This window comes from Levilactobacillus tongjiangensis (assembly GCF_003946345.1).
Lineage (GTDB): Bacteria > Bacillota > Bacilli > Lactobacillales > Lactobacillaceae > Levilactobacillus > Levilactobacillus tongjiangensis.
On the sequence record NZ_RHNY01000024.1, the window covers coordinates 1 to 26,169 of the forward strand.

General features: G+C 39.9%; 26 protein-coding genes and 2 pseudogenes. 16 read left to right on the forward strand and 12 right to left on the reverse strand.

What is annotated here, in order from left to right; all coding sequences use genetic code 11:
• Nucleotides 1–50: 50 nt before the first annotated feature.
• Nucleotides 51–362: pseudogene (locus tag EKM75_RS11475) on the reverse strand (replication initiator protein A); the annotation flags it as partial.
• A 1,488-nt stretch (nucleotides 363–1,850) separates the two neighbouring features.
• Here EKM75_RS11475 and EKM75_RS11490 point away from each other — a divergent pair.
• The 4 genes from EKM75_RS11490 to EKM75_RS11505 all read left to right on the forward strand — a co-directional run bounded on the left by EKM75_RS11490 (nucleotide 1,851) and on the right by EKM75_RS11505 (nucleotide 5,080).
• Nucleotides 1,851–2,660 carry a ParA family protein gene (locus EKM75_RS11490; protein ID WP_057879149.1) on the forward strand — a complete coding sequence of 270 codons (810 nt, stop codon included), beginning with the start codon at nucleotides 1,851–1,853 and terminating at the stop codon, nucleotides 2,658–2,660.
• On the forward strand, nucleotides 2,653–2,988 hold the full coding sequence (locus EKM75_RS11495) for a DUF5388 domain-containing protein (RefSeq protein WP_057879148.1): 336 nt from the start codon (nucleotides 2,653–2,655) through the stop codon (nucleotides 2,986–2,988). The genes EKM75_RS11490 and EKM75_RS11495 overlap by 8 nt, the downstream gene beginning before the upstream one ends.
• A gap of 66 nt (nucleotides 2,989–3,054) precedes the next feature.
• Nucleotides 3,055–3,228, forward strand: coding sequence for a hypothetical protein (locus tag EKM75_RS12795; RefSeq protein ID WP_162259330.1), 174 nt, complete (start codon nucleotides 3,055–3,057; stop codon nucleotides 3,226–3,228).
• Between the two features lie 373 nt (nucleotides 3,229–3,601).
• Nucleotides 3,602–5,080, forward strand: coding sequence for an ATP-dependent nuclease (locus EKM75_RS11505; protein WP_164508794.1), 1,479 nt, complete (start codon nucleotides 3,602–3,604; stop codon nucleotides 5,078–5,080).
• Nucleotides 5,081–5,129: 49 nt separating this feature from the next.
• Here EKM75_RS11505 and EKM75_RS11510 read toward each other — a convergent pair whose 3' ends face one another.
• Nucleotides 5,130–5,423 carry a transposase gene (locus EKM75_RS11510; RefSeq protein ID WP_225426714.1) on the reverse strand — a complete coding sequence of 98 codons (294 nt, stop codon included), beginning with the start codon at nucleotides 5,421–5,423 and terminating at the stop codon, nucleotides 5,130–5,132.
• 232 nt (nucleotides 5,424–5,655) lie between these two features.
• Between EKM75_RS11510 and EKM75_RS11515 the strand changes: the two genes are divergently transcribed.
• Complete coding sequence (locus EKM75_RS11515; RefSeq protein WP_047021775.1) at nucleotides 5,656–6,360, forward strand: class I SAM-dependent methyltransferase; 705 nt, start codon at nucleotides 5,656–5,658, stop codon at nucleotides 6,358–6,360.
• Between the two features lie 8 nt (nucleotides 6,361–6,368).
• Here the strand turns inward: EKM75_RS11515 and EKM75_RS11520 are convergent, their stop codons facing one another.
• Nucleotides 6,369–6,956, reverse strand: coding sequence for a site-specific integrase (locus EKM75_RS11520; RefSeq protein WP_010620842.1), 588 nt, complete (start codon nucleotides 6,954–6,956; stop codon nucleotides 6,369–6,371).
• Nucleotides 6,957–7,032: 76 nt separating this feature from the next.
• Between EKM75_RS11520 and EKM75_RS11525 the strand changes: the two genes are divergently transcribed.
• Both EKM75_RS11525 and EKM75_RS11530 read left to right on the forward strand, forming a co-directional pair.
• Nucleotides 7,033–7,311, forward strand: coding sequence for a type II toxin-antitoxin system Phd/YefM family antitoxin (locus tag EKM75_RS11525; RefSeq protein ID WP_062904675.1), 279 nt, complete (start codon nucleotides 7,033–7,035; stop codon nucleotides 7,309–7,311).
• Nucleotides 7,311–7,667 carry a type II toxin-antitoxin system YafQ family toxin gene (locus tag EKM75_RS11530; RefSeq protein ID WP_014271908.1) on the forward strand — a complete coding sequence of 119 codons (357 nt, stop codon included), beginning with the start codon at nucleotides 7,311–7,313 and terminating at the stop codon, nucleotides 7,665–7,667. Before EKM75_RS11525 ends, EKM75_RS11530 begins: the two co-directional genes overlap by 1 nt.
• A 567-nt stretch (nucleotides 7,668–8,234) precedes the next feature.
• On the opposite strand, the gene EKM75_RS11535 is transcribed toward EKM75_RS11530, so the two are convergent.
• Nucleotides 8,235–8,915, reverse strand: coding sequence for an ABC transporter ATP-binding protein (locus tag EKM75_RS11535; protein ID WP_046811108.1), 681 nt, complete (start codon nucleotides 8,913–8,915; stop codon nucleotides 8,235–8,237).
• Between the two features lie 4 nt (nucleotides 8,916–8,919).
• Entirely contained in the window at nucleotides 8,920–9,972 is a 1,053-nt protein-coding gene (locus EKM75_RS11540; protein WP_046811107.1) for an ABC transporter permease, read from the reverse strand.
• A 125-nt stretch (nucleotides 9,973–10,097) separates the two neighbouring features.
• On the opposite strand from EKM75_RS11540, the gene EKM75_RS11545 reads away from it, so the two are divergent.
• From EKM75_RS11545 to EKM75_RS11585, 8 genes are all read left to right on the forward strand, one after another.
• Nucleotides 10,098–11,167 (forward strand): IS3 family transposase gene (locus tag EKM75_RS11545; RefSeq protein WP_112278733.1). Its coding sequence is split into 2 segments (ribosomal slippage): nucleotides 10,098–10,326 and nucleotides 10,326–11,167, totalling 1,071 coding nucleotides; the frame shifts between segments, so codons are not numbered across the junction.
• 392 nt (nucleotides 11,168–11,559) lie between these two features.
• Nucleotides 11,560–11,838, forward strand: coding sequence for a plasmid mobilization protein (locus tag EKM75_RS11550; protein WP_003625288.1), 279 nt, complete (start codon nucleotides 11,560–11,562; stop codon nucleotides 11,836–11,838).
• On the forward strand, nucleotides 11,828–12,130 hold the full coding sequence (locus tag EKM75_RS11555) for a type II toxin-antitoxin system YafQ family toxin (protein WP_125694735.1): 303 nt from the start codon (nucleotides 11,828–11,830) through the stop codon (nucleotides 12,128–12,130). The genes EKM75_RS11550 and EKM75_RS11555 overlap by 11 nt, the downstream gene beginning before the upstream one ends.
• 364 nt (nucleotides 12,131–12,494) lie before the next feature.
• Entirely contained in the window at nucleotides 12,495–14,792 is a 2,298-nt protein-coding gene (locus tag EKM75_RS11560; RefSeq protein ID WP_014271901.1) for a glycoside hydrolase domain-containing protein, read from the forward strand.
• 1,142 nt (nucleotides 14,793–15,934) lie between these two features.
• Complete coding sequence (locus EKM75_RS11570; RefSeq protein ID WP_003587210.1) at nucleotides 15,935–16,402, forward strand: Dps family protein; 468 nt, start codon at nucleotides 15,935–15,937, stop codon at nucleotides 16,400–16,402.
• 246 nt (nucleotides 16,403–16,648) lie between these two features.
• The gene (locus EKM75_RS11575; RefSeq protein WP_084988357.1) at nucleotides 16,649–17,392 is read left to right on the forward strand and encodes an ABC transporter ATP-binding protein; all 744 of its coding nucleotides are present in this window, start codon (nucleotides 16,649–16,651) and stop codon (nucleotides 17,390–17,392) included.
• The gene (locus EKM75_RS11580; protein WP_010620835.1) at nucleotides 17,370–18,617 is read left to right on the forward strand and encodes an ABC transporter permease; all 1,248 of its coding nucleotides are present in this window, start codon (nucleotides 17,370–17,372) and stop codon (nucleotides 18,615–18,617) included. The genes EKM75_RS11575 and EKM75_RS11580 overlap by 23 nt, the downstream gene beginning before the upstream one ends.
• Before the next feature lie 4 nt (nucleotides 18,618–18,621).
• Complete coding sequence (locus EKM75_RS11585; protein ID WP_014975084.1) at nucleotides 18,622–19,293, forward strand: TetR/AcrR family transcriptional regulator; 672 nt, start codon at nucleotides 18,622–18,624, stop codon at nucleotides 19,291–19,293.
• A 103-nt stretch (nucleotides 19,294–19,396) separates the two neighbouring features.
• On the opposite strand, the gene EKM75_RS11590 is transcribed toward EKM75_RS11585, so the two are convergent.
• From EKM75_RS11590 to EKM75_RS11615, 6 genes are all read right to left on the reverse strand, one after another.
• Nucleotides 19,397–19,744, reverse strand: a complete 348-nt coding sequence (locus EKM75_RS11590; protein WP_225421899.1) for a hypothetical protein — start codon at nucleotides 19,742–19,744, stop codon at nucleotides 19,397–19,399.
• A 49-nt stretch (nucleotides 19,745–19,793) separates the two neighbouring features.
• A complete protein-coding gene (locus EKM75_RS11595; RefSeq protein WP_125694737.1) occupies nucleotides 19,794–20,477 on the reverse strand; it encodes an IS6 family transposase in 684 nt (227 codons plus the stop codon).
• A 212-nt stretch (nucleotides 20,478–20,689) separates the two neighbouring features.
• Nucleotides 20,690–21,247 (reverse strand): hypothetical protein, encoded by a 558-nt coding sequence (locus tag EKM75_RS11600; RefSeq protein ID WP_002825826.1) that lies wholly within the window; start codon nucleotides 21,245–21,247, stop codon nucleotides 20,690–20,692.
• A 200-nt stretch (nucleotides 21,248–21,447) separates the two neighbouring features.
• Nucleotides 21,448–22,776: a glycoside-pentoside-hexuronide (GPH):cation symporter gene (locus EKM75_RS11605; RefSeq protein ID WP_003591692.1), complete on the reverse strand. Its 1,329-nt coding sequence runs from the start codon at nucleotides 22,774–22,776 to the stop codon at nucleotides 21,448–21,450.
• A 167-nt stretch (nucleotides 22,777–22,943) separates the two neighbouring features.
• The gene (locus EKM75_RS11610; RefSeq protein WP_125694740.1) at nucleotides 22,944–23,531 is read right to left on the reverse strand and encodes a recombinase family protein; all 588 of its coding nucleotides are present in this window, start codon (nucleotides 23,529–23,531) and stop codon (nucleotides 22,944–22,946) included.
• 109 nt (nucleotides 23,532–23,640) lie between these two features.
• Complete coding sequence (locus tag EKM75_RS11615; RefSeq protein WP_180375296.1) at nucleotides 23,641–24,072, reverse strand: DeoR/GlpR transcriptional regulator; 432 nt, start codon at nucleotides 24,070–24,072, stop codon at nucleotides 23,641–23,643.
• Here EKM75_RS11615 and EKM75_RS11620 point away from each other — a divergent pair.
• A pseudogene (locus EKM75_RS11620) lies at nucleotides 23,962–24,189 on the forward strand (DinB/UmuC family translesion DNA polymerase); the annotation flags it as partial. The gene EKM75_RS11615 and the pseudogene EKM75_RS11620 sit on opposite strands and share 111 nt — an antisense overlap.
• Before the next feature lie 492 nt (nucleotides 24,190–24,681).
• Here EKM75_RS11620 and EKM75_RS12800 read toward each other — a convergent pair.
• Nucleotides 24,682–26,169: mucin-binding protein (locus EKM75_RS12800; RefSeq protein ID WP_164508795.1), on the reverse strand; the 1,488-nt coding region annotated here is incomplete at its 5' end.

Sequence of the window (26,169 nt, forward strand, 5' to 3'; positions counted from 1 at the left end):
TGCTCTATCTGTTTAAAACAGCTTAAATGGCCTTATATAGCTTTTTAGTTTTAAGCACGCTCATCGTTAGGGTGTTTAGCCGCATATTCTCTAGCCGCCTGTTTATTCCACCAAACACCAAATAGATTTTGCATGGTGCCGTACAGGTAATTTTCCACGTTCTTGATGTGCTTCTCATTACTTCTTAGGGCGTTAAAGTAGCGTCTTAAGGCTTTAGTCATCAAAGGTTTTAGTTCTTCGTCGTAAAGCGGGATTATGACGCCAATATCTTGATGATCCTTTTCAACTCGGTACTTAGCATTTAAGATAATACCAACGAAGCAACGCATCTGTTGCGGGGTACGGCACCAAAAACTAAGCAGTATTCATCATGTTACAGCACCCAAGTAAAAGCTACGAAGATAAAAACATTCATCCTCAAAATATGTAACCTAGAAAAAAGGCCTCCAGTGTTAAACCGGGAGCCTTTTGTAGTATACCAATTTCTACTTCACATAAGGCGGCTTATCCCAAGTAAACCCTTCATGCCCTGATAAAACAACGATCCGTTATTTGGCCCTTGTGAAATTTGACGGGAGAGGAGTGGTCTAGATGAAAAATCCCCAAAAAATCAGTAAACTCACTTTGTGAATTTAACCGCCTAAACTCCTAGACCATTCCCTTAAATTCAACTGTCTCATTCTTTGTATTAACCAAAAATTTGCCAACACTTCCCCGATACTTCACTGATACTTTAAAGGAATACTTGTAATTTACCCGAGTATATCGAATACTACTAATTCTTCCCTGATACCCTTGCTTATGCAAAACTCTTTTTACTTGATCTCTCTGCTGATTTGTAATTCTTGCAGAACTCCGATAGATTGTCTTCTTAACGATCACATCTAGATTCAATGGAACAATGTAATCCTTACATTCCAACAATTCCACCAACTTTCTTTTTTTCTTTGGAATTTGACTTGACGGGTTACGGTTTTCCATTCAGTTTAGAGGGAGTGACGTTTTGAGCGCAGAATTGTTCCCTGGAAACAGCTATTTGGAATAACTGAACCAGAGTACAATTCTACTACTAAAAGTTTCCCCTTAGTTCGTCGGTCGTTAACGCCCGTCGCTTGTCTGTACAATTGCGGTATTGCTACCACCACTCATTATAAACCTACGTTTTCGGTTTAGCCTACTAAAAAACGCCCTAGAAGGCGTTGATGATACGTATTTATTTTTGTTCGATCACCAACTAATCAATGGCACCAAGCCGAAGCTTCGTTTTACCACCCGCGCCGTTAATGGTTGCGCTCACCATTCACCACCCAGCCGTACAGATAACCTTGTTGTGGTATAGCCAGACTTATTGACGTCGCACTGGCAAACGTGTCCCCTTAATATTTATACTCTAGCTTGTCCCCTAGAATGGTCCGCGAGAAGCAATTGAATGTCAAGACTTGCAATTTGAGAGTCTATACCGTACAATTAATACATAAATTGGGTGTTGTTCCCGCGAAGGTAGATGGTCGCGGGGCTTCTTTTGTATATTCAGTTATTTTAGGTCTGGCTTAATTGCTAGGCCTTTTTTAATACAAGGATATTGTAGCTCCTTATTAGGCGAGTGTCAACTTTTATTTTCACAGCACTATAGCACTAGGTTGTTCCAGAACTACTGCACTATAAGGCTACTGCCCTATAAGGCTACTGCACTATGTAGTGTTGTAGGGCCTTGATATGTCGGTGATAACATCACGTTTTTAATATGCTGTATAGCACTACAGAACTACAGAACTACAGTGCAACTGCACTATTGACATACAGAACTATGTAGTGCTATAATTATAAACAGAAATGGAGGCTAGAACAACATGACTCAAGTTATTACTTTTGGCAATTTTAAAGGTGGGGTAGGAAAAACTAGTAATTCTACAATGGTTGCTTTAGAACTTAGCAATCGTGATTTTAAGACTTTACTAGTAGATTTGGACCCTCAAGGTAACGCTACAAATTTGTACTTAAAAACAAAACTAAATATCAGCAATGAAGTTGGGCATTTCGACAGGACTTTAATGTCTAGTGTAGAAGATGGCAATCTAGATAGCTCAATCATCAACATCAAAGATAATTTGGACTTGCTAGCATCAGCACCTGACTTCTCGTTATATCCGAGATACATGGAAAAGCTCCATAATTATAATGATAGGGTGAAAGAATTTGATAGGCTTTTAACGCCTCTAAAAGCTAAATATGACTATGTAATCATTGACATACCGCCGACAATTAGTTTAATAACCGACAGCGCACTATATGCTTCGGACTATTGTCTTATTGTTATGCAGACACATGAACATAGTTTTGAAGGTGCTGAGGCATTTATCAAATACATTCAAGAAGAAGTCATTGACGAGTATCAAGCACCAAGACTTGAGTTAGTTGGAATCCTAGCTGTCTTACTGCAAGCGGGAGCACCAGTTGATGAAGCAACGGTAGCTAACGCAATCTCGGAATTTGGCGAAGATAACTTATTTAAAACTAGAATTCACTCAATGCAGCGTTTAAAGCGGTACGGGATTACAGGAATTACATTTAAATCAAAGTTTGATAAACGTGTATTTGCAGTTTATAAAGATGTAACTGATGAACTACTAAAACGAATTGAGGTAATTGAACATGGCTAACTCTCTTATTCGGTCTAACAGAAACAAAGCAACTGCCATTCCCAAGCCAACTAAGCAAGCTAAAGCATCAGATTTTGACAAAAGTGCTAGTGACAATAGAGCAGTCAGCTCAGTAACATTTGACACCAATTTAAAAATTAGCAACCACACTAGGAACAAACTCCAAGCGATGGCAATGATTGGATACGCTGAAAATCAGCGACTATCCGTTGATACTGCTATTCAGTCATTCTATGAGGAGCTGTCTACGAATGAACAACGTGAATTTGACTTACAGGTTAGCACACTAGAAACAAGAGATGTAAAACTGAAAAGTAGGAACAGCTAGCACATAATCATAATTTAGGTGGAATCGTTATACTATTATTGTAGAGATAAACAAGGAGGAATTAAAATGAGTTATTCAGAAGCAATGGCTAAACACTACTATTTAAAAGAGTTTGCTGATAAATTGGACTCTAATAAGCCTGATAAAATTGCTATTCAGCATGAGATAAACAGCCTAGAACTTAAAAAACAATGGTTGGAAGAGTTCTTAAACAGCGAGGACGATAAAGAAAAGAGATAATTAAAAATGTTCGGAAGTTTATTACAATTATTGGGACTATCAAGGTGGTATCACCATGAACAGCACGCAGATAGGTCGAATGCTCGTAAAGCTAGTGGTAAATCAGTCTTTAGTTATGATGACCTCAAAGGATTACGCAAGTTGGCATTCTGGCTATTTGTATTCAGCATATTCCTAAATTGGGGCATGTTCGGTGCTATTATGCTAATTGCATGGCTAGCAATGTGGGCAATAAGTATAATCTTTTAGTTTTGTTGTAAGGTAGATTGTAAAATTAATCCGAACAGCGTTCGGATTAATTTTACAATCTACCATATGGCCTATTTTGATACTGATAAACGGTCAAATGTGTTGCATTTTTTGGAGGTGCAGAATGTATATCAGTCATATTGAGCTTGAAAACTTTAAGTCATTTAAGGGCCATAATAGCATTCCTTTTTCTTCTGGAGTGAATTACCTTGTTGGTAATAATAATGCGGGTAAAACAACGGTATTTCAAGCAATTGATTTTTTAGTTAATGGAGGTAAAAAGGAAGACTACATTAATTTGGATTGTTCTGATCAAGAGGTTTCAGTGACAGTTTTTGTGTCACAGGTTGGTGAGCTTCAAGGAACATTGAAGAAATATGATAGTTATCGAGATGAACAGGATCAGATGATATTTCAGCGGTCTTCGAAAGAAGGGACAATCTCACAAGGCAAGAAAACTGTAAAGATGGACATTAAGACAGTGAGAATGTGGAATCCTTCTCCTGAAAATGGAGAACCAAAGTTTGAAAATCCGTCAGGCGCTCCAAGCACTGTCAAGGCACTGTTTAGTCCACAGTTCGTATATGCTGATTCACATAATGAAGATTTTCGAGACTTTGGATCTACAAAAATTACAGGGAAATTAATAGCATCTTTGGCTTCGGACTTTTATGAGGATCCCGTGTATAAGGATTTTTTGACTGCGCATCAGAAAGCATTTGGGAAAGATGGTGTTAAGAAATATTTGACTAACGTTGAAGATGATCTTTCCCAGTTGCTCGACAATCAGTTTGGAGAATCTAAGGTTCAGTTCGTTTTTGATGCTCCTGCCGCTCCAGATATGTTAAAGAAAGGGAACATAAAGATTTTAGAGAATGGATTATTGACTGACGCATCCGAAAAAGGCAACGGTATGCAGAGAGCTTTGGCTCTGGCAATTATCCAAGTGGTTGCGGAACGAACTGGGAGGAAGGGGAACGACGATAAGATTCGTGGAATGCAGTTCTTTGTCGATGAACCTGAAATTTACTTGCATCCTCTTGCTCAGGATAGGCTCATGGAATCTCTGGCAAATCTGACCCCAGAGAATCAGGTATTTATTACCACACACTCACCCTATATTCTCCGCCATTTTAGAAAGACAACAGATAGTGTGAATATTCTTTCTGTTCAAGGAGACAAGCGTGTGCGTCCTATGGAAAAATTGAATTTTAAATCACCGACGATCGCTGAGGTCACTTACAAGGCATTTGGTGTACCGACTCCAGAGCTGCATTCTCAGCTATTTAGCTTTCTCTATATGGATTGGATTGGGAATCATAATGGGAATGGAAGGTTCAAAGATTTCAACAATTATTTAGGTAAAGACTGTAACCTTGATGATGATTATCACGACTTTTATGCTCGATATAATGGAGGAGCTTTTTCAAAAGTGCCCCAAGATGTGACAACTCCATATGCAGTCAGAAACATGATTGATCATCCGGAATTGTGTGAAAATGGCAAGAATGTTTTAAACGAAAGCATTCTTAAAAAAGGCATTGATGATTTAATTGCTGCAATTTCTTACATACAGGTTAAATCGAGTAACAAGGCTGAATAGTCAACTCAATATCATTTGAGGAATGATTAACAAGGACCTCTGAAAAATACTAATACCGTGACTTTAATTGTTGATGAGGAGTAGCAAAACGAGAGATACTAAATGCAGTTTTGTCTTGGCAGATACTTGTGTAACACAATAGGGTGTACGTCCCGTTCCGGTAGTTCACGTCGTCTTTTGATCGGTCGATCCGAGTATGTGGTTCGTAGCCTAGCACCGCAGTCAGTTCATTTTGAAGGAACTGATTAGCGGCCACTTCGATTTGACGACGTAAGACTTCATTCAGGGTAATATCTTTGTCTGAAGATAGCGCTGCGATAATATCTTTGTTAAACTGGTTCATGGGGAAAGCCTCCGTATTCTGATTGGTTTTTAGCGATTTCAATCATACGGGGAAGGCTTTCCCCTTTTCAATGAATCATTTACACATAATTATTTAAACACTCACTCATGATGTAGTATCACGATGATTAGTTATAGGAAATGGATTTGATTTGAAATCTAAGTTTAAAGATTACATTAGCAACAAAAATGATATGCTTTAAAGAATAAATACATTGATATAGGAGATTTTAATGAAAAGTATTTGGGAGATGGACGCACCAATAGGCTTGGTTTTTTTCTTTGGGCCAGCTTTAATTATTGGAATTATGATGTTAATAAGTGGTTTTAACACCGTTTCAGCCATTATGGTCTTAGTGTTAGTTTTGTGTGGGCTTAAATACATGCACACTTCAATAATTGGTAAGTATAGAATAATGAAATCCATTGTTAACAGTATTCATTTAAAAAAAGACAGTAAAATATTAGACGCTGGCTGTGGTCACGGTGCCTTTATGTTGCAATTTAACAGACAAGCAGCAAATATAAGCGAAATAATAGGAATTGATATCTGGAGTAATAAGGATCAGGGAAGCAATTCAATTGCAGCTACTCAAAAAATAATGGAAAATAGTAATTTGGCTGACAAGGTAAAGTTGAAAACTGCTAATATCTTAAACATGCCATTCAACGATAATGAATTTGATCTGATTGTATCTAGTTTGGTACTGCATAATATTAAGCCATTTGAGAAACGGAAAGCAGCGCTTGTAAACATAGCAAGGGTTCAAAAACAAAAAGGTCAGTTAGTAATCATGGATATAGGCTACGAAACTAGTAAATATGTGCGTATTCTTAAAGACTTGGGATATCAAAACGTTAATATTGCAAATACTGGCTATAACGGTTGGTGGGGTACCCCGATGGTTCCAACTTTTGTAATAACAGCAACCAAATAAAAAAGCTACTAACCAAAATCAATTTGATCTAACATACTTTCGGTACTTGCTTGGTCTAAGCCTAAATAAGCTAAAGTCATGGCTTCACTTGAATGATTTAATAAGTGCATGACCAAACCAATATTATAATTAGATTGTGTGTAGACGCGATAAGCCCCGGTTTTGCGCATTGTGTGGGTCCCTAGATAATTAATTCCTAACAGATCGCCAACCTTACTCATAATTTTGTAGAACTGTTTTTCCGTGATATGGCGCTCAGGGTGTTGAATGGAAGGAAAGAGCCACTCAGAGGCTAGTCTATGATCAAGTAGCCATTGACGGTACAATAAGAGCTCTGTTTGAACTGGTTTAAGATACAAGGTATTCGGTTTACCAGTTTTTCGATCGTGAATGAACGCATTTTGTTTAATAGAACCGTCCGGATTAAAAATATCGGTTTGTTTTAAGCGCATGACATCACTCACTCGCAGTAGCGTAGCTTTGCCAACTTGAAAAACTGTATAGTTACGCCGGCCAGCTTTAAAGTTGTTGAGTAAGGTATCTTGCACCTCTTTGAGAACGTTTGAATCTTTGATGGGTAATACAACTTGTTGCATAGTTTTAGCTCCTTAAAAAATTGATTTTTAGTACAAATTAAAGTACAATATTAAGTACAATGAAAGGGTGGTAAATATGACATTAGCACTAACACAGAGCGATTTTCGCGCTAACCTAAAAAAATATTTAGATCAAGTTAATGACGAAGATGAAACCGTTTATATTGCTCGTTCAAATAGTCGCGCAGTAGCCATTGTTTCACAAGAAAAAATGGACTGGCTAGAAAGAGCATTAAAATCTAAAGAAGGTTCGTTAGAATATGCAATTGCACGTGATCAGTTAATTAAACGTCATGTTTTACCTGACGATGAAATTGTTGAATCAGATGATGATTATTGGGGCCAGTTTAAATAATTAAAAAACTAAGATTTAAACCACGTGCAACCTTTAATGCTGATCTAAAACGGTTAGCCAGTTTAGACAAATCTATTATTGATGAAGTTCGAGCAGCCATTGACCTGTTGCTTGAGCAGCAACAATTACCACCAGAATTTGAAGATCATGAGCTTAATCGGCGAATGAGCGGTTATAATGAATTTCATTTACGAGACACCCCGAAAAACAAAACACCAAGCGAAACTAACGATGTTCTGGTGGTTTATACGATTGATACAGATGAACTAGTCTTAATTGGCATTCGAGTCGGATCGCATGATCGTTTATTTCCTGGTCAAAATCGTTCCAAAAGGTATCGAAAAAATGACGAATAAGAGAAGTCATTTATAACATATAAAAACAAATAACCCCCAACATCTACATTATAGATATTGGGGGTTATTTTAACAATGATTTTGAGGGGTTATTTGTGCCTTTTAATCGCCCCTATAAAACAGCCCCCGTTATCTAGTGGATAGATAATAGGGGCTGTTTTTTTGTTTAATGGTATTATAGGTACTATATTAGTATGAATATATTGGAGAAATAACATGTATAAAAACAACAAATAAATCGTCAGCGGATTGGGCGCTTTTATAATTGCCCAATGGCTCTATCATACTCTGTCACAATATCCAAACATCAATATTTGGCTGGCTAGACTGCTTCCTATTCTTATCATTTTTATTGTGTTCTTTTCTCTGCAATGGATAATCAACACATTTGAAAAGTAACCTTATAAATTTTAGTTATTATATTGGGCTGAAACCCTTGCTACAAGCGGACTAGCAAAAATGCAAGCTCGACAAAAACATAACTAAATAATCTATTGCTCTTATGATGATATTTTACCAAACGAGAAAAACTAGTCCGGAATATCAGCATAAGAGCAAGTGTGTTAATCAGTCCGTATTAGATAGTTTTCCGTCGACAATTTTGTAGACATTATCAGAAAACTCTCGCAGACGATCATCGTGCGTGACGATGACGACTGCTTTTTCCTCGTCATGCGCAATATTAGCAAAAAGTTGGCCAACTTCTTTGACACGTGCCGTATCTAATGCTGCCGTAGGTTCATCGGCTAGGATGATCGCCGGGTCTGTATACAACGCACGGGCAATTGCAACGCGCTGTTGTTGACCGCCAGACAATTCGCCAGGGTATTTGTTTAATAATTTTTGAATGCCTAGCGTTTCAATAATTTTGTCAAATCCATCTTGACTGAGGTTATTGTTAGGCTTCACCTGGTCAACAAGTTTGAATTGGTCTGCTACGGTTAAATATGGCACGAGATTGTACGCCTGTAAGACGAAACCGATTTGTTCAAGTCGTGTTTTTTCGGCTTCTTTGGTACTCAAATCACTGATGTCGTGACCATTCAAACGAACTGAGCCGTCTGTTGGTGTCTGTAACCCGCCTAAAATGGTTAGCAAGGTACTTTTACCAGATCCTGAAGGACCAATGATAAGCGACACCTCACCAGCTTTAAACGCTAAACTGACGTCTTCTAGTGCCGTAACTAAATTGGTTTTCTGACCAAATTGTTTCGTCACGTGTTCAAGGGCTAGTTTTTCTTCACGCATCTTTTTAACCTCCAATTACTGATACCGGATCAATCTTACTAATCACACGAATCGGAATGATTGCACCCAGTAACCCGGTTACCATCAATCCGGCCGCAATGAGTCCCATCAATCCCCAATCAAATGCCATTGGTACGCTATCTGGAATCCCAAATTCAGTTAATGCCGATAGTACAGCACCAACGACGATACCAGTTGCCATAATAAAGAACGTCTCAAATAACGTATTTTGGGCCAAGAAACGATTTGGAATGCCTTGTGCACGCAAAACTGCCAAGTTAGGCAATTTTTGAACCGTTAGAATGTAGAGGAAGATGGTAATCACAATCAATGAAATGACAATCAGGAAGCCAATCATGAGACCAAACGTCGCTTTTTGCGGTGTATAACCTGGCAATTTATTGATAAAGGCTTGGTATGAATAAGTCTTTAATGCTTTATCATCGACCGATTGTGACGTTTTTGAAGTAACTACGCTACCTTGGAATTGATCTGACACGCCCTTAATGACACGCCATTGCGCTAACGCGCCATAAATAACAGGTGCGGTGTTATACGTGGCATTTTTCGCATAACCCACGATTTTATATTTCGTATCAGATAACCCAATCGAAATTTTATCCCCCATACCGTAAATATCCTTATCAACTGAGTCAGCGAGGACGACTTCGTTAGCTGCCTTTGGCAAGTGCCCCTTGGTTAATTGTAGGTTTTTAGCGATGTACTCGTCGTTATTCATCCCAACGAATTGTGCGGATTCACGTTTTCCGCCAATTTTCATATTAACTGGTGTAATGCCAAGTGTTGCGGTTTTGTCGTCGCTTAACTGATCCACCTGTTTCGTTGTCAGTAATGACTGTCCGGCATTGCCATTAGCGTCTTTGGTCATTACAAAGGACTTAGACTGCCAGCTGTCCACCGCAGCGGTGTTAGCTGTTGCCAGCCCGAGCGCCAGGGCACTTAAAATGAAAATCAAATAACTGATTAAGACGACGACTGTTAGAATCAAGCCGTACCGTAGTTTTTCTTTTTTAATCTCTCTAATTGCTAAAAACATTTGTTCCTCCTGTATTTGTTGCAGTTCAGCAAACTTACTATACACAAGTATACATGCTCTTATGATGAGATTCCGGACTAGTTTTGCTAGTTTGGTAAAATATCATCATAGGAGCATTTTTATTTATGGTTACACGTTATGAAGAGGACTTAAAAAAGTCCATTGTGGAGATGGTTAAAGCGGGACGACGATCCGATGAATTATCCAAGGAATACGGTCCTTCAGCCGATTCAATTCGGAATTGGGTTAAAGGCGCTAAATCAGTTGAGCTAGAAGACGGTACTGAAGTAACGTCCAAAGAATTCAAACAACTTCAAAGGGAAAATCAGCGATTAAAGGAGGAACTTGAAATTTTAAAAGCTGCGGCGGTGTTACTGGGAAAGCATTAGGACGAATTAATTGCCTTGTCTTCATAGAAGATCAGTTATTGCGACACCGCTTATCAATTATTCTTTCGGCACTGAAATTACCGCGCAGCACCTATTACCATTGGAAAAGATATCAACCTAGTCAACACGAACGTGTTGATAATCAGCTCAAAGAAAAAATTGAATTGATTTGGGAAAATAATTATCGTGCCTATGGTTATCCACGAATAACGATGGTGCTTCGCAAGTCAGGCATCTGTGTTGGGTCAAAACGAATTTTACGATTAATGAGGGAAATGGAGATTCACTCTTTAATGAATCGGCGATTTAAAAAACCTGGCACTCATGTGGATCATTCACAACGCCCCAATTTAATCAAGCACCAGCCCAATGCAAGGATATGGCGTGCTGACATTACTTATTTGGAATTACGTCCAGGAACCTGGGTTTATCTCAGTTCTATTTACGAACCAAAGGTTCATCAAGTTCTTGCTTTCAAGATTGGTCGTCAGATGGAGGCGACGTTAGTTGTAGAAACGATTAATCAGGCGCTTGAATGTCATCAAAAGCCACAATATTTTCACTCTGACATGGGTTCACAGTACACCAGCAACGAAGTTGAAACTTTACTTGAACGGCATCAGATTAGCCACTCATACTCAAAACAAGGTTATCCTTATGATAATGGGCCAATTGAAGCTTTTCACTCATTGTTGAAGAGAGAGTTTGCCTTTCAAACAACTTTTTCCAATTTTGAGGACTTGGTAATCCGAACCTCAAATTACATCAGTTGGTTTAATTCCGACAGAATTAGAACGAGTGTTTAGAAAAAGATGTGCCATTTATTGACATAGGAGCACCTTTTTGAGTGAGGGGGGAATTGGGGACCTTGAAGCTTCCAGATCCTGGCGGATCAAATCGAATTGTTGCCGAGAAATATCGCTTTGGTAATGATGACTAAAATGTTGCATATGATCACCAACTTTTTTGACAGTAGTTATCAAATTATTTGGTCAAAATCAAAGATACTAAACAGCTTCTAAAGTTATTGAGTAACGTATCTTGAACCTCCTTGAGAACATTTGAATCTTTGATGGGTAAGACAACTTGTTGCATAAGCTGTTAGTTCCTTTACTTTAAAATTAATTTAGTTGCAGAAAACCTAAAAATCGAATATTATAATGTAGTACGATGGTAAACTTAAAGGAGGCGGATTAGAATGAGTAATACTATTATTAAAAACAAGACAATTTCAACTCGTGTAACACCTGACATTAGTGAACGGGCTAAAGCTAATCTAGCAAAACAAGGGCTAACCGTTTCTGAGTATATACGCTTATCGTTAGTTAAAGCGGCCAATAATGAAGTTCGATTAGTCAGCTTTTTAGATTCTCCGGAAGCCTTAGCCGCTAAAAAAGAAGCAGAAACAGGGCAGGTCAAAAACATTGGTTCATTGACTGACTTTGAAGATTGGATCGATAAGTTAGATGCAAATTAAACAGACCAAATCTTTTGAACGTGAATTAAAAAAACTAGTCAAAAAACATTTCCCAATAACTGTCTTGAAGCCTTGTTTAGAAGCAATTGTTGAACAAGATGTACTTGTTTTGAATCAGATTAAAGATCATACATTAAAAGGAAATTGGCGTGGTTATCGTGAATTTCACCCTGCCAGATATGGAAACTATGGCAAAAATTATGACAACTGGATTGTTATTTATAAGCTAGATCATGATGAATTGATTTTGTTATTGGTTGCAACTGGCTCCCATGAAATCTTGAATCAATAGCTATAGTTTAGGGGCACTTATAAAAAAATAAATTAAAATAGCCCCCAATATCTACATTATAGATATTAGGGGTTATTCTTTCAATGTTTTCAAGGGGCGATTTGGTAAAAATGGGCCCTTAAAAATATATAGCTTACTTGATCTTCCCATTTTCCTGGAAGATCTTTTTTGTTCGAAAATAATCCGACAAAAATTTGTTTTCTTGTTTTTCTGTGCTAAAATTAAGCCGTCTACTCGAACGTGTGTTCGAATATTGAGCAAATAATTTTTAAGGAGGTTGAATCAGAAACTGCTTACTCATTTGATAGCTTGTTCGTTGTAGGCGCTTATGGTTGCTAAACAACACAGAAAGGACGATTTATGTATGGATGAAATGGTAAAAGAAACACAAGTCTGGCTCAACAAAACTTACGGTAAAGTTTCTGGCTTTGGTAAAGTACCCGAGGACGGTAATACTGGTTGGAACACAGTTTATGGGTTAACTAGAGCCCTGCAACACGAATTAGGTATCACAGATCTAGTTGATAATTTTGGCCCTTCAACTGCCGCTAAATGGGATACTCAATTTGCTAATAAAGTTAAAACTGGCTTTAAGCACAATGTTGTTAAAATAATCCAAGGTGGCTTTTGGTGTAAGGGTATCAACCCTGAAGACTTTACCGGAGAATTTACTACTAACACGGCTGCTGCTGTCGTTGAATTAAAAAAAGACGCCGGTATCAAAGACACCAGCGCCAATGTAAACTCGGATATTATGAAAGCCTTGTTGACAATGAGCGCGTTTGTTTTAGTTCCTGGTGGGGACGCTAAAATCCGTTCAATGCAACAACAGCTTAATCATGATTATCAAGCTTACACTGGTATTTTACCATGTGATGGAATTTATCAAAGGGATACGAACACTGCTTTGATTTATGCTTTGCAGTCAGTGGAAGGTATGGATACTGGAACTGCTAATGGTTATTATGGTCCTGGTACGATCAATAAAACACCAACTGTTAATTCTGGCGCAACTGGGGCAATCGTTAAAATTATTCAATATGGTCTTTACGTTAATGGTTTCTATTCAGGCGCCTTCAATGGCCAATTTACACAAAATGTTGCCGACGGTATAGTTTCCTTTAGAAAATTCATGAAGTTGCCTCCTTATACTTCAACTGCTGACCTAACTGTGATCAAAGGCTTATTAACTAGTAATGGTAACACTAACCGATCTTCAGATGGTGTCGACATGGCTACTCAAATCACATCAGCTGCTACGGCTAAATCACTGAAAGCAGCTGGCTATAACATTATCGGCCGTTATTTGACAGGAAGCGTCGGGACTGGTGCTGATAAACGAGATAAAAATTTGACTAACACTGAAGTTAAACTGCTATTAGATGCTAACCTTAAGATTTTTCCGATTTACGAAGATGGAGGTTATGAAGAAAGTTATTTTAATAGCAAGCAAGGTTTCGCAGACGCTTCTATTGCCGTTAATACTGCACGTCAGCTTGGCCTACCAAGTGGGACAGTTATCTATTTTGCCGTTGATGTTGATATTCAAGATGGAAACATGAGTAGTACGGTTGTCCCCTATTTCGAGGGTATTACTGGTATTATAGGATCAACTGAATATAAAGCAGGTATTTATGGAACACGCAATGCGTGCTTGCATGTAAACCACTTAGTTAAGTATAGTTTTGTTGCTGATATGTCTTCTGGATGGAGCGGAAATTTAGGGTTCAAAATGCCTGAAAATTGGAGCTTTGATCAATTCAATGAATTTACTGGAGCTTCAACAGGGATTGATATGGATCAAGTTGCTGTCTCTGGTAAAGATAACGGAGTTTCTAAAGTTACCAAAGTTAATATAAATCCTAACGCTGCTTTCTTTACCCAACTGCAACAAGTAGAAGACCAGGCATATAGTTATATCAGCGGTGAAAGCTCTTCAACACCTGCTGAACAACTTGTTACCCAATTTTATAGACAATTTTCCTATTCTTCACCAAGTTGGGCACCCTTGGCCGGTGGATTAAATACTAGCTGGTTAGCATTCGCAAACTCAGCATTACATGTTTCAAAAGAAAGTGACTTCGAAACTCTTTATGATAGTACTACTGGCATAAAAATTGGCTTACCACACATGATGGCTTCTTTAAACGCACTTTTATTTTGGGGAGAACCACAGTCAGCCTCAGGAATTCAGGACCTTGGGGGCTGGTGTGGAGATCTTTTAACAAGTATAGAAGATGCTCATCTTAACCAGAAAAAATACGGCTCTTTTTATGAATCAATTACTGCATATGTAGGTAATAAAGGGCAATTTGGAAGGGAAGATTTGGTTGACGATTTGGATGCACTTAACGTTTACAGTACAATCCATTCGCAAAACAACCAAACTATATCCAAAATTATTAAAACTTATTACACCGGTAATGAAAGCTCCGTTCGCTTTAATTCTTACCTAAGTAATCGTTTTGATGATGACCTTGATTCACTACAGAACGACACATATACTCTTTTAAAAGGTGGTACAGGTTCATGGGGTGCAGCTTATAAAACCGCTTTATTGGCTTTTAAAAAGTTTAAATTACAAAAATATCCTTCTTATACTGACAGTGAAGCAAAAGACGCCGCTAAAGCTTTTCGCAAGTTAATTGAACAAAACGCATAGAAAGTAATAAGCAAAATGATAAACTATATATATTAGTTTATCATTTTACTTATTTTAGTTTTTTACTTTTATCTAAAAAATAGAAAGAGGTGCTAAATCAGCCTTGTACTCATGGTTAATCGTAATATTAGTTGTTTTTTTTCTCATAACAATTGATTTTTTATATTTATGTGACCATATAAATGATACTATCATTGAAAATGGCTATTTTAAAAACATTCTTACAATTATTATTTCAATTTTATCTAGTTGGTTCATCTCCAAATATTTGGGCCCTTTTTTTCTAAATTTCACTTCAGAAGTTGGAGTTACCAATTCATTCGGCTTTATATTAATAATTGTTGCATTAATAGGCTTTTCACTCCTATTCAACGCTGCAAGGCATGACATTGTAACTAGGAAAAAAACTGTACAGCAGGCTCAAAAAAAATACTTCAGACACAATCAAGTCCTAACTTTTTCTATGGTTCATTACGTAATCGGAATAAGTAGTGTTGTAATAGTTAATAGCATTGTATATTTACCAATCTTCCTCGACTTTTTAATTCCGATTCCCAAAAGTTACCCTGGTAACGTTGAAAAAATTGAACTCCAAGAATTCATTACTTTTATTATTACTCTTGTAATGCCTTTTTTAATCATAGTTTTTACCCCCTTTTCTTTGAAAAAATTACTCTCCCATTTCAATAAATAGGGTCCATTATCTAGTATAGACCCTATATATTCATAGCCCCTTTCTGTTTGGTGTTAAAGTATTAGTCATCGATGTCATGCACTATCTTGTTTAGCTCCGTTTTGATGGAACTGGAAATATTTTCTAAATTGAAATGATTATATATTTCTTTATCCTTAAGCATCCTTTTTTGTGCCTTATTTAATTTACACTCATTGTTACCCACTACCCATTCATCCTTTCTACGTATAAAGGGGTTTGCGCACTTTCCTTTAACGCGTTTTGAACATCTTCATAAGGTAAATAAAATTCAATTGTAGATTAATTTTACAATCTTCCATATAACGTCTCCATCTTTTCAAAACGACTTAATTCTACGGGCTATAAATAACTTAATTTGCCAGTGTATAACGTTTCAGATTAAGCTACCACTAAGTTATAATAACCATATCGAAAGGAGACCAATCTAATGAAATATACGAAAACCAAAGCAGTATTAAATCAACTCGTTGCCGATTTGAGCCAGATGTCAATGATTATCCATCAGACGCATTGGTACATGCGTGGACCCAACTTTTTGAAGTTGCACCCCTTGATGGATGAGTTCATGGAAGAAATTGACAGCCAACTCGATGTCATTTCTGAACGGCTGATTGCGCTTGATGGCAGTCCTTACTCGACCTTAAAAGAAATGGCCGAAAACACTAAGATTCAAGACTGGCCTGGTGAATGGGACAAAACAACCCCAGAACGCCTCGCACACTTAGTTGATGGCTATCGTTACTTGGAAGACCTTTACCAACACGGCATTGAAGTATCCGATGTTGAAAAAGACTTCAGTACCCAAGATATTTTCATTGGTCTCAAAACCGCAATTGAGAAGAAAATCTGGATGATTCAGGCAGAGCTTGGGTCGGCGCCGGAAATTGATGAATAAAATAATATTAAAAAATCGGTAGGCTTAAACATTGCTAACGCTTATATCAGTGCTGCTATTTAATTAAAATGCGACATCCCAACAACGGGGTGGCGCATTTTTGTTTGCAATGCGGTGACAAATAGGCCGGAAGCAAAATAAGTGAGTGATAACTCATTTTAATGTTGACAAACCGAGATGTACTGATTATACTAAGGCCATTAAGTGAGTGAGTATACACTCGCTTTGAGAAAGAGGGTTATTAAAATGGTAACGGATTATGTCATCGCCAAGCAGGTCAGCAAGCACTTTGGTCATCAGCAAGTGCTCAATCAGATTGATTTGACACTGCCGGCTGGAATGATTTATGGCTTGATTGGGCCATCAGGAGCTGGGAAGACCACCTTGATCAAGAGTATTTTAGGGATGGAAGCTGTGGATAGTGGCACTGTTAAAGTCATGGATACGGTGATGCCCAATAGGGCGGTAATGGCACAAGTAGGGTATATGGCCCAAAGTGACGCTTTGTATGAGACACTAACGGCCCGTGAAAACCTGACCTTGTTTGGGCAATTGATGAGCGTTCCAAAAATAAAGTTAGCACAGATGATTGATTATGCAGCCGGATTAGTTGATTTAACGTCCCAATTAGACAAGCGGGTCAGTGGCTATTCGGGTGGGATGAAACGGCGCTTGTCGTTGGCAATTGCCCTGATTCAGGATCCCCAATTATTGATTTTAGATGAACCGACCGTTGGGATTGATCCAGAATTACGGCAACAAATTTGGACCGAACTAAATAAGCTCAAGGATACCGGTAAGTCGATGCTCGTGACAACGCATGTCATGGACGAAGCAGAACGGTGTGATTATCTCATGTTGATTCGGCACGGGATTGCGCTTGCTGAGGGGACACCCGCGGCACTGAAACAACAGTATGCAGTAGATACGATCGAACAGGTCTTTTTGAAAGCGGGGCGGATGCAAGATGCGAACGATGGCAATCGTTAGACGAGTTTTTAAGCAAATGTTACGTGATAAGCGTACCTTGGCGCTGATGTTTTTGGCACCATTGCTGATTATGACGCTGATGTATTTCTTATTTCAAAACAACACGACGCAAGTAGCAAGCTTGGGTGTTCATCATGTAGACCAATCCGTGGTTAACGTGATCGATACCAAAAACGTGACGATTCATCATTATGATAGTTCACAGGCACGGAAAATGATTAAGCAGCATGATCTAGATGGCTATTTGACTCAGAAAAATGGTCAATTGACGATTACTTATTCAAATAGCAATCCAACCAACACGTCTTTAATTAAGGCGAGTTTACAATCAGGATTAGTCAAGTTGAAAATGAAGACGCTGGTGACCGTTACTAAGAAACAGCGCGCGGCCCTTGAATCGCAACAAGCCGCTTTGAAGAAGCTGACAGCAGCCCAGACACAAGCAACGGTGACCAAGCTGAAGACTGCCATTGCACAAGCCCAGGCCCGCGGTGACCAGGCAACTGCTGAGAAATTACAAAAGCAACTCAAGCAGGCCACAGCCACGACGTCTAGTTCGACTCAGTCAGCTAAAGCAACCAGTTATACGACTAAGTCTCATTATATTTATAGTAGTAGTGATTCAACGTTCTTTGAAAACTTTTTTCCAGCCTTTCTCGGTTTCTTTGTCTTCTTCTTTGTGTTCTTGATTTCTGGCGTTTCACTTTTGAATGAACGCACTACTGGAACCCTAAGCCGGCTACTTGCAACCCCAATTCGACGGAGTGAAATTATTATGGGCTATCTAATTGGTTATGGGGGCTTTGCCATCATTCAGACTGTCCTGACCGTTGTTTTCACAATTACGGTCTTCAAGATTCACTTAGTTGGTAGTATTTGGCTGGTCTTTCTGACTAACTTATTATTAGCGTTAGTGGCTTTGACCTTGGGTATCTTTATTTCCACCTTTGCTAACTCAGAATTTCAAATGATTCAGTTTATTCCACTGATTGTTGTACCACAAATCTTTTTTGCTGGGTTGGTTCCAGTCGATGGCATGGCCAGTTGGTTGCAAGCAATTGCCCACATCATGCCGTTATACTATGGTGCTAATGCGATGACGGCTGTTGTGACAAAGGGTGCTGGGCTTGGCGATATTGGTGTCAATTTGTTAATATTAGTAGGGTTTATGGTCGTACTAACAATGTTGAATATTGTTGGAATGAAACGTTATCGGAAGGTGTGAGGATATGGAACGACCACGGATACGGGATTATTTTCAACAGGATCTAAGTCAGAATGAAACGATTACACCTAAGCAACGGGCCATCCTCCAGGCAAGTCTCGATTTGTTTGCTGAAAAGGGTTTTGACCAGACCAGTACTAGTGATATTGCACAACGGGCCGGCGTTGCGGAGGGGACGGTCTATCGGCGGTATAAGACTAAGGCTGCCTTACGGGATGCCATCTTAGCACCAATTACCGCGCACATTGTGCCAATCTTAGCGAGTGATTTTTCAGAGGATGAATTACGGCAGCGTTATCCCAGTCTACAGGCATTCGTCACAGCAATTTTTACGGACCGAGTTGCATTTGCTAAAGCTAACGTGAAAGAGTTAAAGGTCATTTTTGAAATGGCAGCTTTTGACACCGAACGACGCGAACAGATTCTTAGCCAGATTGCGCCTAAGATGGTCAAGCAGATGGGAAGTGTCATAAATCAACTAAAAGCAGATCATTTGATTGTGGATTGGCCGAATGATTTGATACTGCAAAGTTTGTTATCGCAGCTATTCGGTTACCTAGCGCAGTTAATGCTGGAATTGCCGGGAACTGAAATTGAGCGCGAACAAGCGTATTTGATTACGGTGATGACCAAAATATTGACCCCGGGTGAACATGATCAAATTACTGGTCAGTGAGCTAACTGTTACTTGATATAAACTAAAGCCACTTCTGTACTTAGCGGTCATTTGAACGCTAAGTACAGAAGTGGCTTTGGTCGTTGCTACGCGTGTTCGTTTGTTAATCTGCTAGTATCGTCATTTTATTCAACAAACTAGTTTGCAACTGGCTGAGTGTGGTCGTCATGTAGACCGGGTAAAGATCTGGGTTGACGAGCCGCTGAGTTGTTCGTGGGAGCTCGGCAAGTTTAGCCTGGGTCGTTGCCTGAATGGTTGTAACCGGAATTGACGTGGTGTTGGACAAATCTACCGGCGCGAGTAAAGGCCGGGCTTCAAAATGGGTGAGTCGCTGTTGGCGGTCGACACTGAGTGGGTCACTGTTGACGACGGTTAGGCTGGTCGCATCGACGATCGTCTCGGTAGCTAGTGCAATCAAATCAGCAAAGGCCCGCTTAGGGCTCTGGTGCAAATAGTCTGAGAGTGTGCCTTTTACCTAGTTGTTGATAGGGTGTTGTAGGTTATGCTGGCACCATCGCTTTTAATTCGTCCACGGCTGAAAACCCGATGAGGCTTAGCTCTCGTCGGGTTTTCTTGCGTAATGCATGGATGACTTCAATGCCGCTGAGTGTTGCACTAGCGGTTCGGATGCTTTGGAAACTTGCTGACCGCACCCGGTGTCGTTTAATGAATCGATGATCTTGTTCGATTAAATTGTTTCGATACTTGGAACATTGGTGTGCTGATTTGCTCAAGTAGTCTTGTTTCATCAGGTGCTTCACTGCCTTAAGTGTTGCTCGATATTGATCGGTGACTAAGCGATCAGGACGACCATTGGTCGTCAAAAACCGTTTCAAAAAGTGATAGGCTGCCGCATAATCACGATGCTTTCGCAGTTCGAAGTCGAGTGTCAGACCGTTGCTATCAATTGCACGATACAGATAAGTCCAATGACCTTTGACGTTAATGTAAGTCTCGTCTATCCTCCAACTTTTGGTATGGGAGGTTTGATGTTGGCGCCATAAAGCCTTAAAGATGGGACCATAATGATGAACCCAACGCATGGCCGTGGTGTGCTGCACACTAACCCCGCGATCACGTAGCAATTCAACGATATCACGGTAGCTGAGACTGAACCTAAAATAGTAGCCAACGGCTACTATAATGATATCCTGTTGAAAGTGGCGTCCTTTAAAGTAATTCATGCGCACAATCCCTCGTTTCTTGTCACTCAGTATACTAGAATGAAGTTGCCAAGCAAACTTTGCACCAGAGCCGTATTAATCTGTACATATAATGTAAAAAGCTCTATTTATAGGTAAATAAGGTCTTCAAACCCAAAAGTAGCCTTGAAACAGCAGGCGTATTGCCAGTAAGTTTCAAGACTACTTATAGGTTATTTATTCAACTAATTAGTTTAAGCTTTGATGATTTTCCCAACTGCAATTGGTAAAGTAACGTGGGCATCGTAGTTCATGACAGTTCCTTGAACAGTAGCCGGTAGCTTCAAGGTATCCGGCACACCATGAATATAAATGACCCTTTTATCAAGCTGCAAATCGTCACTGCCAAAAGCGGCATTAAACGCTGTCTGCAATTCCTTCAGATCAACGAGTTTGTCATAAGCATAATGACCTTCTGCATCAGCCACTGGGTAACTGTCATTTGGCACATGCATCTTGGCCGGTTCAGCGTCAAATGGCACCATCGTTGTACCGGAAACCGGTTCTGTTTCTGGCAGATCAACGAAACCGTCACCATTAGCATCTTGTGCCGCTGTGGCGATTTCTGCTGGCTTACCATCCGGGAATCCGTGGAAATGTTCCCAATGCTGCACATTAGCAGGTGTATCAAACATATCGATATGAATCTTCATTTGCGCACCATCAATCGTGAACGTCGCGGCACCGTGCGGCGCGGTGCCAATCTTCTCAGCGTTCAATGGCACGATTTCTGCTGTATACTTTTCAGCCATGCAAACCACTCCTTTTAGATTTAGACTCAGTTTCAGTATAGTGCTAACTGGAACGACTCACAATCTATTGCATTTCAAAAGTGAGGTTGCAAGATTATTTGGCCAATTGCAATAACCGTTGGCGCAAAAAGGTAATAATATCACACCGCACCGGTGTTAGTTAGCAAATCAAAAACTATTATTTAGAATATAATTCGGACTTATTTTCTTGCTTCTATTGCTCGTTCAATCCGCCCCTCATCATAAAGCCGCAATACAAAATACATCCCCACATAAATAACCAACGGAATCCAAACATAATTCAAATTAATCATGGTGAGAGTTGCGGCATTCTGGGTTCGATTGGCAACGTAACCCGAAAAGTGAAACAAACCAGCTGTAATCAAGCCGCCAACACCAAGGCCGACGTTAACGCCAAAGTCATCCGTTGAAGCCAGAATTCCCTCGGCTTGGATCCCCATGCTGGCACCATAACGGATTGTGTCAGCAATCATGATTGAGACGAGGCCGATAATGATCCCATTGCCAATCGAGTTAATCAAGACACCGCCAAACAAGAACCACAGTATTTTGGTATAAACCCCAACCGCAATCACGGCTTGGCCAACCAGCGCCATTAAAATACCGCGAAGCATCGTTTGCTTCTTACTGCGAACCTCGGTAATTCTAATGATCAGCAATACCCCGATTAACGCTGCCAGGGTAAAACTGTTAGCTAGTGGTACCAGGTTTTCGTTTCCCACCGTATATTTAAAATAGTAAATGGTTGTCTGATTCTTAATTGCCGTCACCAGCCAGTACATGAGAATCACGATTGACATAACGATCCATGGCTGATTATGTTTCAACATTTTTAGGACAGTTGTTAACGGTTGGTGGGCAATTTCAGGATTCGCGAACCGTTCGCGAACATGGACAAACGTGTTGATAATCAAAAGAAATGAAATCAGGCTAAACACGATGATTGTGCCCAAGAACCCTTTTTGCTGATTACCGTGGCCGAAGAACGCAACCAAGGGTAATGTGAATACCGCCACCACAATTTGAACCGAACTGCCAAAGAATTGACGAATGACACCCAACAACGTCAACTCACGAGTATTCTGCGACATCGTTGGTAAGATTGACGTGATTGGCAGATTAACAGCCGTATACAGAAATCCAAGGCCTAAATACGTCACATATGCCCAGATTAATTTACCATTATACGAAAAGTTAGGCGTCACAAAGGTGAGAACCGCAAAAATAACGTAAGGTAACGAATACCAGAGGAAGAACGGTCGGCTCTTGCCAAACCGTGAATGTGTGTGATCAATCATGATCCCGATGACAAAACTTTCAACAACGTCAGCTACCCGCGCCACGACAAATAAAATGGCCACCGCGCTTGGTGTCAGTCCATAAACATCCGTGTAAAAGAATAGCAAATAGGTCGTCATCATTTGAAAGACTAAATTATCGGCGGCGTCACTTAAGCCGTAACTAATTCGTTCGGGCCACCGTGTTACCCATTTCGTCGTGCTTTTCATCCCATCATCGCCTTTATCGAAATTGTTAATCAACTGTATCGTACTCTAAAATTAGTTCTCATGATATAGATTGTACACAATTTGGATGTAAGCTGATTCCTGAGACAACTTTTAAGTAAAGAAAATAGAAACCCTTTCAGTTAACATGTGCTAACCAAAAGGGGGCCCTATTTTCTTTTAATACCGTATTTCACACGGTATCGAATAAAGGTCGTCCGTTTAATACCTGTATTTCGGGACACATCAATGTCACTCATGCCAGCTCGATAAAGCTTAAAAGCATGTTGCAAGCGGGGATCGTCTTGGGTGTATTGGGGTTTGCGGCCATGATATTTACCCTGCTGTTTGGCGAGGGAAATCCCTTGTTGCTGCCGCTCAATGATCCGCTTACGTTCACTTTCAGCTTGGTATTTATAAAGTTCAATAATGAGGTCGGTCATGAGTTGACGTAAATTGGGGTCAGCAATCCCTGTCATGGACGGTAAATTCAACACATCTAGGGTGGCACCCTTATTTTGAATGGTGTTCATGATCTTAGTTAAATCCAGGTTGTTTCTGCCTAAGCGATCTAATTCAGTGACCATTACAATATCACCCTCACGAATATAGGCCAGCATTTTTTGTAGTTCTGGCCGATTAGTGTTAGCCCCACTTAATTTATCCGTAAATAATTTATCAACGTCTTTTAAAGCCGCTAACTGTCGATCTAAATGTTGCTCCTTGGAACTCACACGCGCATAACCGATTTTAGCCATTTCCAATTCTCCTTTTGGACAGTTCTAATGAACACTTGTAATTCCTAGTATAGCATAGAAATAAAAAAGACCATTAGGGTATACCCTAATGGCCGTTTTTGATCCATTATCAATGGCTTTTTAAATTAGGGCCTAGTACTTTTGGAATGGAAATACTTTCCAACACCAAAAATTCTAGACCCTCAAAAACTTGAACATGATTGTTCCGAGCTGTATTGAAGATCGTTTCGGGTAGCGATTTATCGGTAACAATGTAGTTAATCGCGCTCATTGGTGCACTCATGTATAGTTGATGCTTACCGATTTTAGTGTGATCCACCAACAGCACAACCGCATCGGCATGAGCGGAAAAAGCTCGCTTGATATTAGCCTCTAAATCATTGGCATCCCTAGATTGCATAATTAAAGTTACCACCCAGTAAATGTGAAAAAAGACTATGGCAATAGTCAGGTGCTCATGTGTGATTACACGCAGGCAAAGGAGATTAAAGTCGTGCTTAGCGAGATTGCTGATCAGGTTGCTGGCAGACTTCGTCACCATCAAGCACAAGGTGAAGTGGTTAGCGTTGGGATTGATTATGCTGATGCAGAAGAAGCGGGCACCTCCGGTTTCGGTGTGCAAATGAAGATTGATCCCACAAACCACACTGACGATTTGAGCCCCCAAAAACGTCCGCACGTCCAACCGTACAATTCTTGTCCGGACCATTGACATTCTTGCCGAACGATTTGGCAGGTCATGCATGAATTAGGCATTCAATCGACTATGTATCGCAAACGTCCTAAAAAGCCTACAACCAATACTGACACGTCGCAGAAGCCTAATTTAATGAGACATCTAGCTGATTTATATGGGGTCGTTACCACTGACATCACCTATATTCACCTGATCAATCAAAACTGGGTTTATCTCGCAACTTTGTTTGTCGTTCCTCGGTCACATCAAAACAAAATAAAACACTGGTAAAAGACCTGATGATGCGTGAATTTAAGAAATAACCAAGTGCCTTCGTCAGAACGTAACTTCTTTTGTCCGGCCTATTGACATTCTTGCCGACGTAGAGCCAAATAAAGACCCTGAAGAATAATAATATTCTTCAGGGTCCTCTTTAAATAATCTATATTCGCTACAGATATATTTATTTAATGGTTAATCATTACGACGTTTCTTGATACCAAGAAAACCGAGTAAACTTCCAAACATTGCCGACAAAATACCAATAAATGACATTGTTTGACTTTGACTATTGTTTTCACCAGTTTGAGGTAATTCTGGTGAATTAACAGAACCGTTGTTAACTTTAGATTCTGTATTAGTCGACGTATTGATTACTCCATTGTTAGTAGCGTTACTTGGCTGGGAAGGATTCCCTGGTTGGTTAGAACTGGGATTTCCTGTGTCCGTACCATTACCTGGCTTCCCCGGTTGATTGGTCCCAGTGCCGCCATTGTTATCTGTTGCGGGGTTCTTCGTGTAAACATAGGTAACAGTCTGATCCTGATCCGTAAAGCTCCCCGTAGGGTTCCCTTGGACTTCTTTGAAGGTGTAGCCTGGCACATCCTTTTGGGTCGTTGAATATGGATCGCCTACATTACCAGAAGCAATAACGTCGTCAGCAATTGGATTGCCGTTTTCATCAACATACTTAGCTATGACGTTACCGCCAGCAACTGGAGTCTTGGCGTAAACAATGGTCTGAACATTATCCTTACTATCTTGCGTTAAGCCATCAACTGAATCGCTGGCTGGCTTACTTGCAGTATAGCCTGGAATTACCGGTGAATTCTTACTATCAAAACTCGTCTTGCCATTTTCGGCTGTCCAACCATCATCCTTAACAATCTCACCGGTGACTTTATCAATTTCAACTTGATGGTCAAATGTCGTGGAATCAGTCTTATCAGGAGCTGCTTGTGAACCATCGCCATATTGATAATGGATTGTCTGGTGAACATCAGTTGTCAGCGAATTCTTATCAGTCCCAGCTGGCCATTTCGGACTATCTGGATCATCTGGATTAATTGGCGTACCTGGTGTTTGTGGATTCGTTGGATTTACTGGGACCACGTCGTGGTCATAGTAAACATTAACTGTAACATCCTTATCACCTGGGGTAACTGTCTGTTGAGCAACCGTGGCCAAATCCGGTGCCAAGTAGCCCTTGGAACTCAAGTCAGGAGAAGTGACAGAATCCCAATCAGACTTACTATCAACTGCAGTCCAAGCTTTATCACCATCAGTTTGGTCAACGGTATCACCACCTGTTGTCGAGTAACCAATGATTTGACCAGTTACTTTATCAACAATGGCGGTACGGTTATACGTAACCTGTTCAGTAACTTGCTTAGCGACAACTTTGCCAGTCTGCTTATCCAGGTAATTAACAGTTCTAATGACTGTCTGAGTAACAGAACTCTTGTCAGTTCCTTCTGGCCACTTTGGTCCATCTGGTTCATCTGGATTGATTGGCGCTCCTGGTGTCTGTGGATCCGTTGGATTCACTGGCGTCAACTGATGCTTCAAGTGAACCGTGAAGTTCTGATCAGTTGTGTCATCCTTGTCGAATGTCAAATCTACTGGATAGCCATCAGTAACCAACTCATACCCGTGTTTCTTATAATCCGCAATGCTGCCACT